This window comes from Nostoc sp. TCL240-02 (genome assembly GCF_013343235.1).
Taxonomy (GTDB): domain Bacteria; phylum Cyanobacteriota; class Cyanobacteriia; order Cyanobacteriales; family Nostocaceae; genus Nostoc.
This window is the reverse complement of record NZ_CP040094.1, coordinates 4695672-4709463: the sequence shown is the minus strand read 5'-3', so window position 1 is coordinate 4709463 and position 13792 is coordinate 4695672. Positions and strand designations below refer to the sequence as shown.

The 13792-nt window shown below is 42.0% G+C and carries 7 protein-coding genes; 6 read left to right on the top strand and 1 reads right to left on the bottom strand.

Going from position 1 to position 13792, the window contains the following annotated elements; genetic code table 11:
- The first annotated feature begins 129 nt into the window (after positions 1–129).
- From FBB35_RS20050 to FBB35_RS20035, 4 genes are all read left to right on the top strand, one after another.
- Positions 130–2943 carry an ATP-binding protein gene (locus tag FBB35_RS20050; protein ID WP_174711092.1) on the top strand — a complete coding sequence of 938 codons (2814 nt, stop codon included), beginning with the start codon at positions 130–132 and terminating at the stop codon, positions 2941–2943.
- 180 nt (positions 2944–3123) lie between these two features.
- A complete protein-coding gene (locus FBB35_RS20045; protein WP_174711091.1) occupies positions 3124–6693 on the top strand; it encodes a leucine-rich repeat domain-containing protein in 3570 nt (1189 codons plus the stop codon).
- A 59-nt stretch (positions 6694–6752) separates the two neighbouring features.
- Entirely contained in the window at positions 6753–8858 is a 2106-nt protein-coding gene (locus tag FBB35_RS20040; RefSeq protein WP_174711090.1) for a hydantoinase/oxoprolinase family protein, read from the top strand.
- A 41-nt stretch (positions 8859–8899) separates the two neighbouring features.
- On the top strand, positions 8900–10456 hold the full coding sequence (locus tag FBB35_RS20035) for a hydantoinase B/oxoprolinase family protein (protein ID WP_174711089.1): 1557 nt from the start codon (positions 8900–8902) through the stop codon (positions 10454–10456).
- A gap of 177 nt (positions 10457–10633) precedes the next feature.
- Here FBB35_RS20035 and FBB35_RS20030 read toward each other — a convergent pair whose 3' ends face one another.
- Complete coding sequence (locus tag FBB35_RS20030; protein WP_174711088.1) at positions 10634–10849, bottom strand: hypothetical protein; 216 nt, start codon at positions 10847–10849, stop codon at positions 10634–10636.
- A gap of 153 nt (positions 10850–11002) precedes the next feature.
- Here FBB35_RS20030 and FBB35_RS20025 point away from each other — a divergent pair, with 153 nt between their 5' ends.
- Complete coding sequence (locus FBB35_RS20025; RefSeq protein WP_174711087.1) at positions 11003–12586, top strand: PLP-dependent aminotransferase family protein; 1584 nt, start codon at positions 11003–11005, stop codon at positions 12584–12586.
- A gap of 207 nt (positions 12587–12793) precedes the next feature.
- Entirely contained in the window at positions 12794–13789 is a 996-nt protein-coding gene (locus tag FBB35_RS20020) for a folate-binding protein YgfZ (protein ID WP_174711086.1), read from the top strand.
- Positions 13790–13792 lie beyond the last annotated feature (3 nt).

The window sequence follows — 13792 nt, the reverse complement described above, 5'->3', positions numbered from 1 at the left end:
TATGGTGTAAAGAAATGCTGGTGTTGTGAATATGTTATGATTTCGAGCAAAAAGTCTCTGTTCAGAACATTTAGAAGATGGGAACTCTAGCTAATAAGTTTAATTACAGTATCCCACCCAACACAGCCAATGATGTCCCATCCTGCTCATCCCACTTTGGGCCAATCTTCTTACCCGCGCTTGACTAGAAGCTTAAGTGCTGTTGAAAGTTGGGGTTTCGGTTTAACGGCTCATATTTCCTGGACAGCATTGGTTCCAGCAATTCATGCTGCTCTCGGCCCCCAAGCTATTTTTGTCTGGATACCTGCGGTGATTTTCGGAATGCTGCTCAACTACCAGGTAAAACGCTTGGGTATGCATTTTATGAATGTGGCTGGAGGAACACCTAACTATGCTACTAAGTTGCTGCAAAACTATCCAGGAATAGCTTGCTATGCAGCAATTGGATACCTGCTCAACTGGGTTTCCTACCTGTCAGTTAATACCATCGTCCTCAAAGATTTAATTAAGGTGAATTTGGAGGCGCTGGGTATTGCCTGTCCAGAAATACTTCTAGATATTGGCTTTACACTGTTGCCGTTTATAGTCGCGTTTAGTGGGACTCGCGCCCTAAGTATTTTACATTTATTTTTTGTAATTCCCGCCTTTGGATTGCTAATTACCTTCTGTGTACAGGGTCTTGGCTGGTTAGCTTTCTCTGGTGATAGTCCTGGATTTTTTCCTAGCAATTGGTCATCTCTGGGTTTTGTCGATTGGGCAAAGTGGTTCTTTTTCGTCACTTATGCCACCTACAGTTGTGAAACGGCTTCTTCTTTTGTCGCCGATAGCCGCCAACCCACCCAGACGCTACGTTTTCTAGATGTTGCGGCTTGGATGATGCCACCGATCTTTTTGGGGGGATCTTGGGTAATGATGCGGTTAGCAACCGATCCAAGCCTCAAAGACAACGCTTTTATGAATCTTGTGGCAGCTTCCCAACCTTTCTGGGGAAAATCAGCAGCTATAAGTGTTTCCTTTTTGCTAGTAGCTGCTTGTCTTTTAGGTTCAGCAACGGTTGTTTCTAATTGCCCTCGGATTTTGTATCAGTTGGCTTTAGACAAACACATCTCACCTTTATTTTCTGTTGTATCACGTCGGGGTGTGTTTGTACCAGCGCTGACATTAACATTGGTGTTGTGCCTGATTTATTTGATTTGGGGAGATGTAGCGCGAATCGTAGCCGTTGGTAATGTTGGCTGGTTTGTCTCTTTTATGTTATTGCATTTGGGGCTTTGGTTGCGGCGCGATCGCTCGGAAGTTTTGTTCCCTCGCATATCTCTGGCTATTCTGCTGTTAGAAGTTGTAGTGCTAGTGGTGGGTGGACTTGCCTGGGGTTGGCTCAACTTGCTAATTGGGCTATTATTTCCCATTGGTGTTATAGGAATAGATGCAGTGATTCGCCGGGTGAAATTCCCTCCATTTCATCCCAGTTGGTGGATGCGGCGATATAAATCGCGCCCTGTGGTAATTATCAAAGACTCAGTAGTTCTTCAGGTAAGCATCCTGATTTTTTTACTATGCAGCGCAGTGGTAGTTGGCTGGTTGTTTGGTGACAAACTTAATAAAGCAGCAAGTGCGGGGGGTGAAAACCTATTTGTGGTGCTGCTAATGACAGTGGCATTTGTGGGAGTAGCGATCGCTTGTTGGACAAGTTTACCGCAAGTGGTTGCGATCGCAGAAGCCCGTGAAGCTGCCGAACACCTATTTACTGTTGCCCAAGATGGTATTTTAGTTGTGGACGATCGAGGCATTATCCAGCAGGCGAATCCAGCTACTGAATCTTTTTTTGGCGTTAACCCATCCGAGTTACGGGGAAATCACCTCAACAAATGGCTAACTGCATTAGTCTCATATCCAGACGAGTGGACAAAGCGCAGCGAACAAACCTTACTCCGCAATGGCAAAAACAAAATCCTAGAAGTTTCCATCTCAGACAGGCCGCATCAGGATTTTCAAGAGTATGTCGTCATTCTCCACGACATTACCCAGCGCAAACAAGCAGAGCAGATATTGCGATACTCAGAAGCACAATTGCGCCAAGAGGCAAAGCAGTTAGCATCTCAACTCATACATAGTGAAAAAATGTCCAGTTTGGGGCAATTGGTAGCAGGTGTAGCGCACGAAATCAACAACCCAGTCAACTTTATTTATGGCAATATCACCCATGCCAATCAATATATTGAAGATTTACTGAAGCTCCTGCAATTATATCAGCAAAACTATCCTAATCCAGTAACAGAAATTCAAAAAGAAACAGAAGCCATCGATCTAGATTTCGTAATAGCAGACTTGCCCAACTTGCTAACTTCTATGACTGTTGGTGCCGAAAGAATCACAGAAATTGTCCTATCTCTGCGAAACTTTTCTCGGTTAGATGAAACAGAGATGAAAGCTGTAAATATCCATGAGGGTATAGATAATACATTGCTCATTCTAGAACATCGACTCAAGGCTAAATCTAACTCTCTAACAATTGACATTATCAAAGAGTACGGCGATCTGCCATTAGTAGAATGTTATGCCGGACAACTGAATCAGGTATTTATGAATCTTCTAGCAAATGCGATCGATGCTTTAGAAGAAGCAGGGGAGAATAGTGAGTGGGAAGTTAAGAAAGCAGCACTATCTAATCCCAAAATTAAAATTCATACTCAGCTTAATAGTGAAAATCAGGTAGTTATTAGCATTGCAGATAATGGTATAGGTATTCCAGAAAACGTCCAAAAACACTTATTCGAACCATTCTTTACCACTAAACCAGTTGGCAAAGGCACAGGGTTAGGTTTATCTATCAGTTATCAGATTGTCACCCAAAAACATCTGGGACAATTAAGATGTATTTCTACTCAGGGACAAGGTACAGAATTTATAGTTGTAATTCCGCTAAACCAGGAAGCTATTTAATTGTCAACATCATTTCAAGTATTTAAATTTTTAACTCAAGTGAAATTTTTACCTTGGCGTTGCTTGCTATTTATTAGAGTGTTAGGCTGAGATTTTCTGGCTAAATCACCTGTATAGGCTGTTACCCAGAAAAAATCTGGCTATTACTCCAATTTTGGTAGTGAGAAAAAGGATTTGGTCATGGTAAGAGATAAGGCTTATCGGCAAGCAGAGCAGCGTATTAAAAAGGCACAGCAAGAGGAAGCAATAAAACTCGATCTCAGCAACATGAAACTCACTGAGATACCAGAGGCGATCGCATCCCTGACTGGGTTGCAAGAGCTTAACCTCTCCTACAACCAACTGACCCAACTGCCAGAAGCGATCGCATCCCTCACACAGTTGCAACAGCTTAATCTCTCTGACAATCAACTGACGACATTACCAGAGGTGATCGCATCCCTGAGTCAGTTACAACAGCTTTACCTCTCTGGCAATCAATTGGCTGAAGTGCTAGAGGTGATCGCATCTCTTACCCAGTTGCAACGGCTTCACCTTTCCCACAACCAACTGACCCAACTGCCAGAAGCGATCGCATCCCTGACTCAGTTGCAAGAACTTAACCTCTCATACAACCAATTGACTGAACTGTCAGAGGCGATCGCATTCCTAACTCAGTTACAAAATCTTGATCTCTCCAGAAACCAACTGACAGAACTCCCAGAGGCGATCGCATTCCTAACTCAGTTGCAGGAGCTTAACCTCTCCTACAACCAATTAACGGAAGTGCCGGAGGCGATCACATCCCTGACTCAGTTGCAAGAGCTTAACCTCTCCTATAACCAATTAACGGAAGTGCCGGAGACATTTACAAAGCTTACTCAGTTGCAAAAGCTTAACTTCCACAGCAACCAACTGAAAAAGTTACCAGAACAACTCGAAAGCCTTACTCAGTTACAAAATCTTTATTTAGGAAACAACCAATTCGCTGAATTTCCGTTGATAGTTAAAAAATTTACTAAATTGCAAGAACTTGCAATTTTCGGTAATAACTTAGTTATCATTCCTGAGTGGATAGGTGAACTGAAAGTTCTCAATTTATTGAGTTTAGGCAACAATAAATTCACTGATTTACCGAGTTCTCTTAGTGAACTACAGAATCTAAATGTCTTAATCCTAGACAATAGCCATATAGGCAAACTCCCTGCACCAATTAGGACACTGAAAAATCTTAAACAAATTCAGGTTAAAGAAAGTGATTTACAATCCTTGCCTGACTGGTTGATTGAACTTACACAACTAAGAAATTTATTCCTTGCTAAAAATTGCTTAACTGATTTACCGGCATCTTTAGGTCAACTCTCTCACCTGGAGACACTTATCCTTGATGATAATCCCCTTAATCCTGATCTCGCTGCTGCCTATGAACAAAGTACTCAAGCCGTCTTGCAGTACCTCCAGGCAAAGGCAGAAGACCAGGTGACGTTGTATGAAGCCAAGCTGATCCTGGTTGGTGAGGGTGAGGTGGGTAAGAGTTGTCTGTTGGGCGCGTTGCGGGAAGATGAATGGGTAGACGGCCGCCCTACAACTCACGGGATTGAGATTAAGCCTGTAGTCGTCACCGATCCCGGCAGTGTCGTAGAAATCACGTTGAATGGTTGGGATTTTGGCGGTCAACGAGTTTATAGACCAACGCACCAGTTGTTTTTCAGTGCCCCAGCCGTGTATCTGGTGATTTGGAAACCACGGGAAGGCCCCCAGCAGGGCTTTGTCAAAGAGTGGATTGCGCTGATCAAAAATCGAGAACCAGAGGCAAAGGTGCTGGTCGTCGCAACCCACGGTGGCCCCAGACAGCGACAACCGGATATTGACAGACAAGAAATTTTGGATCAATTCGGCAAAGATACGGTAATCGATTTCTTCCATATAGACAGCAAACCCAACCAAGATACGACACATTGCACTGGGCTTGCAGAATTAAAAGAAGCTATTGCTCGTGTCGCTGCATCTCTTCCCGAAATGGGGCGATCCGTTCCAGCAAAGTGGCAACGGGTGCGGGAAACCTTGCAGACAAGTGACAAAGCCTATCTCCCCTACAATGATGTCATTGCCATCTGCGCTAAAGAGGGAATCGATGAGGAGCAAGCAGAACTGTTTCTTCGCATCTCCCATATACTAGGGCATTTCATCCATTACCATTACGATCCAACACTACGCGATATCGTCATCCTCAAACCGGACTGGCTGGCAAAGGCGATCAGTTTCGTGCTAGATGATGAAACGACACGCAAACGCAATGGTTTAGTGGAATTTAAACATCTCAGCCAGTTGTGGAGCCATCCGCCATTTGAAGGCGAAGAAGGCTACCCCTCAAAATTGCATTCAATCTTTCTGCGGCTGATGGAACGCTTTGATCTATCCTACAAAGTGGTTTTCGATCCTTCAGAAACTAGCAATACCAGCCTGATTGCTCAACTTGTTCCAGACACACGCCCAGAGCCATTGTCCAATTGGAGAGAGCAACCGGAAGCTGGAGATAGACAACAGATACAAATTTGCCGCATTGTAGACAGTCGCGGACAGTTTGCAGTAGCAGAAGGATTATTTTACCAGTTGATTGTTCGGTTGCACAAATACTCACTGGGGCGGACTAATTACGAAAACAGCATTCACTGGCAACGGGGCTTAATGCTTGACAACGATTACAATGGTCGGGCATTGCTGGAATATGTTGGCACTGATGTAAAAATCACGGTGCGGGCAGCTTATCCAGAAAGGTTCCTGTCATATCTCACGGAAGAGATTAAATGGCTAGTCGAGAATTTCTGGGAAGGATTGCGTTGTAATGTGATGGTTCCCTGCATTGAAACTTGCGGTATGAATATGCCTGGAAACGGACTGTTTGAAGTACAAAAACTAATTGAAAGCAAAAAGAAAAATCGCCATGAGTTCCCGTGTCCCATTTCCGGGTGTGGCGAATGGCAAAACATAGACAAACTTCTAAATAACGCGCCGACTGCTCAACGCCCATCCCAAGAAATTGGCATTGAGCAGTTTCGAGACATTGTGAAAGACGAGTTAAACGTCATCCGCCAAGATTTGGTTATGTACGATCGCCTAGATCAAGCACGTTTTCAGGTATTATCTCAAGAGCAACGTACCATTTTAAGCCAGGTCGATCAGCAGTTTGCAGAACTAATGCAGATGCTCACCGATGAAGCAAAAGACGGCCCGCGCCTGTTTAGCTTTAAGCCTATCGATCCGAAATTTTTCGATCGCCCCAAATGGATTAGTGCCAAGTTTCAACTCACCCTCTGGTGCGAACACGCACGTCAACCACTTCCAGCCTTAAATCCCAATGATCAGAAAAAGGGAGTCTATGAATTAGACTTACCGCATAAGTGGTTCACCAAGGCAGTCCCCTATCTCAGAATTTTGACCGGAACCCTGAGCCTAGTCTTACCTGTAGCAGCTTCGACAACTAAATTTATCCTGGATGATACCACCTACAAATCCATTGAAGAACAACTCGATTTGGGACAGAAAAGTATCGAGTCTACTTTGAAGGGAAGTGATATGGCTTTGGCTGGGAAGTCCAAAAGCGATGCCTCTTTCTTGGAAGGCGATGCAATCCGCGCTCAAGGCTCGATTTTGCGAGAATTACACGCTCTTCTAAAAGAAAAAGATCCTAGTTTTGGTGGTCTAGTGCGGGTGCAAAACAAACGCCGTGAATTTCTCTGGGTTCATCCTCAATTTGTAGATGAATATTAATTGACAACGGATATTAGAGCTATTTCGTAATTTTTTATGATTATACAGGAAACAGAGTAATGTTGAAGGTTTTTGCCGATCGCGGTGGTACATTTACAGATATTGTTGCCGTTACTAATAATCATTCAATTATAGACAGATTGTCAAGGCATCCTGAACGTTTTTTAATTGTGACTCTGCCTAAAAAGCAATGGATTATAGTTTATAAACTTCTTTCAGAAAATCCCGAACAATATCAAGATGCAGCCATTCAAGGAATTCGGGATATTATGGGCATTTCTGGCAATCAACTCATTCCTACTGAAGCAATAGAAGTAGTAAAAATGGGGACAACAGTAGCAACAAATGCGTTGTTAGAACGGAAAGGAGACAGAGTTGTTCTTATCATTACCAAAGGGTTTAAAGATGCGCTGCGAATTGGCTACCAAAACCGTCCTAACATCTTTGCCCGTCATATCGTTTTACCAACCATGCTTTATGAGCAGGTGATTGAGATTGACGAACGTTATGATGCTCATGGAAATGAATTAATCTCTGTAGATATTCAACAAGTCAAAAATCACTTAAAAGTAGTTTACAACACAGGAATTCGGAGTTGTGCTATTGTTTTTATGCACAGCGATCGCTATCCTAATCACGAACAACAAATAGCCAAAATCGCGCAAGAAATTGGCTTTACACAAATATCTGTATCTCATCAAGTTAGTCCGTTAATGAAATTAGTCAGCCGAGGAGATACAACAGTAGTCGATGCTTATTTAACTCCTATTCTCCGTCGCTATGTCAACCAAATAGCGAGTCAGTTACCTGGAGTAAAATTAATGTTTATGAAATCTGACGGCGGTTTAGTTGCAGCCCAACAATTTCAAGGCAAAGATAGTATCTTGAGTGGCCCGGCTGGCGGTATTGTCGGCGCAATTCAAACTAGTAAAAGAGCAGGTTTTGACTCAGTTATCACTTTTGATATGGGAGGGACAAGTACAGATGTCGCCCACTTTAAAGGAGAGTATGAACGACAACTAGATTCAGAAATTGCTGGGGCGCGGATGCGAGTTCCCGTATTAGCAATTAATACCATTGCGGCTGGAGGCGGTTCCATCCTCTTTTTTGATGGTTCTAGTTATCGTATCGGCCCTCAATCTGCTGGCTCAAATCCTGGGCCTACTTGTTATCGACGTGGTGGGCCATTAGCGGTTACTGATGCCAATGTGATGTTAGGTAAAATTCACCCACAATATTTTCCATCGGTTTTTGGAATTGATGGCAATTTACCTTTAGATAAAGATACTGTCATTCAGCAATTTACCCAATTAGCCCAAGATATTCAAGCCGCGACATTCAATAATTGTACTCCCGAACAGGTAGCGGCTGGATTTATTGCGATCGCAGTAGAAAATATGGCGAACGCAATTAAAAAAATCAGTTTGCAACGGGGTTATGATGTCAGCCAATATGTGCTTTGTTGTTTTGGCGGCGCAGGCGGACAAGTTGCTTGTTTAATTGCCGATACCTTGGGAATGAAAAAAATATTTCTTCACCCTTATGCTGGTGTTCTCTCTGCTTATGGAATGGGATTAGCTGATGTTAGAGCCATTAGAGAAGGAGGAGTAGAACAGCCTTTAACCGAAGTATTAATCCCTAAGTTACAGCAGTTAATGGGATATTTAGAAACTCAAGCTAGAAATGAAATAGATGAATTACATAATGAAGTAAAAATAGTCAAAAAAGTTAAATTAAAATATGAAGGGACTAACTCTACATTGACCGTTAGCTTTGCCGATGATGTGATAGCTATGCGACAAGAATTTGAAAATGAACATAAATCCCGTTATGGTTTTATACAATTAGAAAAAACCTTAATTGTCGAATCAGTCTCAGTAGAAGCAATTCAGAAAATGGATACTCCTGAAGAACCCTTAATTATTCGGATTCGCCCTTTAGATGAAACTCCTACATCTGTTGAGATAGTGAGAATGTTTAGTAATGATAGATGGCATGAAACCCCTGTTTATCGACGGGAAGATTTACAACCAGAAGATAAGATTAATGGGCCTGCGATCGTTGTTGAAAAGATTAGCACAATTGTAGTTGAACCTAACTGGAATGCCAGATTAACTGAACGCAATCATCTAATTTTACAGAGCTTATCAACAGGCTACATATAAAATCTATCTAATATTTATCAAAGTTAAACAAATAATAAAAAATGTACACAACATCTCAATCCGATCCCGTCCGCTTGGAAATATTTAAAAATCTCTACCAATTTATCGCCGAACAAATGGGGATTGTTTTACAAAACACAGCAACATCTGTGAATATCAAAGAAAGGTTAGATTTTTCCTGTGCTATTTTTGACTCATCGGGATTATTAGTGGCAAATGCTCCCCATATTCCTGTACATTTAGGTTCTATGAGTGAAAGTGTTCGCAGTTTAATTAACGACAAAGGCGACACCCTAAAACCAGGAAATGTCTATCTCTCTAATAACCCCTATAACGGCGGAACGCACCTTCCTGATGTCACTGCAATTACTCCTATATTTTTGGAAATTGGGGAGAATAATCCATGTCCCATGCCCCTCTTTTTTGTTGCTTCTCGCGGACACCAAGCAGATATCGGTGGAATTACTCCCGGTTCAATGCCTCCCCACAGTACTACAGTAGAAGAAGAAGGAATTCTATTTGATAATTTTCTCTTAGTTGAAGAGGGAAATTTGTTAGAAACCTCAGTAAGACAGCACCTCTTAAATCATACTTATCCTGCCCGTAACTCTGACCAAAATATCGCTGATTTTAAAGCACAAATTGCCGCAAATAAACGGGGAGGACAAGAACTTTATAAAATGGTTTCACAATACGGAATTGAGACTGTTCAAGTTTACATGAAGTTTGTGCAAGCTAATGCCGAGGAGTCGGTGAGAAAGGCTATCAATCTTCTCAAAGATGGCTCGTTTGTTTATGAAATGGATAATGGAGCAACAATTAAAGTAAAAGTTACAATTCATCAAGAAAGCCGCAGTGCTACCATTGATTTTACTGGGACTTCTGAGCAACTAAATAGTAATTTTAATGCTCCCAAAGCTGTGACTCAAGCCGCAGTTTTATATGTCTTTCGGACTTTGGTTGATGATAATATTCCACTTAATGCCGGGTGTCTTAACCCTCTAGAAATTATCATACCAGTCGGCTGTATGCTGAATCCAACTTATCCAGCAGCAGTAGTGGCCGGTAATGTAGAAACTTCTCAAACCATCGTTGATGCTTTATATGGCGCTTTAGGTGTGATGGCCGCTTCTCAAGGAACGATGAATAATTTTACTTTTGGTAATGAGCAATATCAATATTATGAAACTATCTGCGGCGGCTCTGGAGCAGGAATTGATTTTGATGGAACTGATGGTGTTCATTCTCACATGACGAACTCCCGTTTGACCGATCCAGAAGTTTTAGAAACCCGTTATCCTGTACTTTTAGAAAGCTTTAGCCTTCGTCCTGATAGTGGTGGTAAAGGAAAATATTCTGGTGGTAATGGAGTTGTCCGTCGCATCCGTTTTTTAGAACCCATGACAGCTAATATTCTCTCTGGACATCGAGTTATTCCTCCCTTTGGATTAAATGGTGGAGAAACCGGAATTGTTGGACGCAACTGGATACAACGTCAGAATGGAATTGAAGAAAATTTAGACAGCACAGCAACAGTAGAAATGAAACCTGGGGATGTTTTTGTGATAGAAACTCCTGGAGGAGGAGGCTTTGGGTAATTCGTAATTATAGAGCTTAGGTAAAATATCTCTCAAACTCTCATTTCTCTGTGTCGCGCCAGTTGCTACAAGTCGGGGAACCGCAAGGGCGCACTGGCTCCTCTGCGGTTCGTTATTCTATATACTCGTGCGTAAACTGTTAAGTAGGGGTTTTAAACGTTTAAAACAGGTGGATTTTTATCTGTAATAACACTTGTCAATCCAAATTCGTATTTCTTCTTCAGAACCGAAACAGGCAGAGCGGCCTGTGATTGGATCGTAGGCGTGCCAAGCAGAAATGTTACCACGCCAGTCTGATTCGTGCCACACTTGAAGATCAGAACCACTTGCCATCCAAATGACAAAATGTTGCCAATATTTTCGTAAATTTAACAAAAAATTAAATTTATTCATAGTGAAAGCACCTGATAAATAATGGACTATTACTTTTACTGTCACGTAATAATTGGCGACTGAGAAGGTACAGTTTTAGCAGATTTGATCTAGTACAGTTAAGCCACATTTCAACTGGTATAGTCAAAAAACTCTCAACTGTACTAGGTAAAGTTGGTAGAAATAGTTTATATTGCCAGTATTGATGATTATTTAGTCATTGACGAGTGCGCCAAAATGAACATTTTATTAGAACGGCAGTCACCCAAACCGATTTATTTGCAGATCCGCGATCGCATCAGTCGTCTAATTAAATCTGGCGCACTCAAAAGTGGCGATCGCCTCCCTTCTATCCGCTCTCTGGCAGAGAATTTACAAGTTAACAAACTCACAGTTATTGAAGCATATAACGTTTTAGAAGCAGATGGGATTGTTTCTGCTCGTCAGGGTTCAGGATATTTTGTCAGCAGCATTTCTCTCAAGAGTGCCAACCTAGAATCTAAATTTGCTCCAGCCCAAAATGTCATAATTACCAAACCAGGAAAGTGTTCTTTTTATGATATGTACACTCCACTGGTGCAAGCACAAACACAGCCAGGAATAATTAATTTTGGCTACGGTTATCCTCGTCCACCAAAAGATATTAACCTCATTGCCAGACGAGCGTTAAGACAAGATGATACTGATATTTTCTTTCCTCATGAAATGCCTCAAGGACAACTAACTCTGTGTACACAAATTGCTCAGATGCTAGTACATCAAGGATTAGAGGTTTTTCCAGAAGATTTAATTATTACTAATGGCTCTCAGCAAGGGTTGTCATTAGCTATGAGTTATTATGTCCAACGTGGTGATTGGGTAATTGTGGAAGCTCCCACTTATTATGGTGCAATTTCTATCTTAGAAAACTTAGGAGCCAAGATTATTGGCATTCCCATGACTGCGGAGGGAATGAATTTAGATTTATTAGAGCAATATCTACATAGCCACCGTCCAAAATTAATTTATACGATTAGTACTTTTCACAATCCGACTGGATTGACGACAACACAAAATCATCGTCAACAGTTATTAGCATTAGCTGAAAAATATGAGTGCCCAATTTTGGAAGATAATGCTTATGAAGGAATAAATTTTGATGCAGTACCAGCACCAATTAAAGCTTTAGATAAAAATCATTTGGTAACTTATTTAAGCACATTTTCTAAAACTTTAATGCCTGGTTTACGAGTTGGCTATATGGTTGTTACAGGTAAGCATTATCAGGCAATTATTGAACGGAAGTTGCTTCATGACTTGCATACATCTAGTATTTCGCAAACAATAGTTAGCGAATATCTCGCTTCAGGACATTACCGCCGTCACCTCAGCCGACTCCGCACAGAGAATCTGCAGAGTCGTAATACTATGCTGCAAGCTTTAGAGCGTTATTTTCCTGAAGAAATCCGATGGACAGTTCCCACGGGTGGATTATTTCTCTGGGTACAGTTACCAGATAATTTTCCGATGGGGACAATTCGTAAGGAAGCTTTTGCACAAAATGTCTACCTGGCGTGTGGTTCGGCATTTTTCCCTGATAAGCAGGGTTATCCAGCGATGCGTTTAACTTTCTGTCTCTCGCCAGAGGAAATTGAGCAAGGTATTTCGATTGTGGGTAAGTTGCTGAAAAAGCATATTTCTAAAGGAAGCGTAGATACAGAGAAGCTTGTTGTTAAACAACCCATATCTAATTATCAACCTCTTGTTTACAGTTCATAGGTTACGCATGGATAATTCTTGTCTATTCTGGAGCAGCATCAATTAACTTCGGCAACAGATGAATAAATGCCTGAAGACGTACTTTCCGTAATTTAAGCGATCGCTATCAGCATAATTCCTTTCATCCCTTTGCCATTGAAGCCGGAAACGCTTATTTGCTAAGATTTCCAGTGCAACAACATTAAAACAGGGCAACTTCTCATCACTATGCCAACATCTACAATTGACGATAAAGACACAGCAGCAATCCAAGCTGCCAGAGTTGGGGTCGCAATATGCGATCGCACCGCTTGGGGACGCATCAAAGTCTCTGGTGACGATCGCCTGAATTTCTTACACAACCAAAGTACTAACAATTTTAAAATACTCAAGCCTGGACAAGGTTGTGATACGGTTTTCGTCACTTCCACAGCCAGAACAATAGATTTAGTCACCGCCTACGTTAGAGAAGATGCGGTAATTTTGCTGGTTTCACCCAACCGCCGCCAATATCTCATGGAATGGCTGGATAAATATATTTTCTTTGCCGATAAGGTGGAATTATCTGATATCACACAATATACCAACACCTTCAGCCTTATTGGCCCAGGAAGCGACGCTGTTTTAGAAAAGTTGGGTATTGGCGAACTCATCGGACAACCTTATGGAAGTCACAAAGTATACACTATTGCTCCCGCCGAGGGAGTGCGGATTGCTGTGGGTAGTGGGCTAGCTGCGCCTGGATACACCTTAACTTTCCCATATACTGACAAAGCGACAGTATGGAACAAATTGTTAGAAGTTGGGGCGGTAGAGATGAGCGATCGCGCCTGGGATGCTTTGCGAATCTTACAAGGTCGCCCTGCGCCCGATTCTGAACTCACAGATGATTACAATCCTCTGGAAGTTGGTTTATGGCAGACAATTTCTTTTACTAAAGGTTGCTATATTGGGCAAGAAACCATCGCTCGGTTAAATACATATAAAGGTGTAAAACAACACCTTTTGGGTATCCGTCTCAGTGCCCCTGCGTCAATTGGAAGTGCGATCGCAGTAGGAGACGAAAAGGTCGGCAAACTTACCAGTTACACAGAAACGGCTGATGGTTATTTTGGATTAGGTTACATTCGCACCAAAGCTGGTGGCGTAGGCTTAAAAGTCCAAGTGGGAGAAAGTGAGGGTGAAGTCATAGAAATCCCCTTTGTTTCTCACGAGTACCCATAAGTA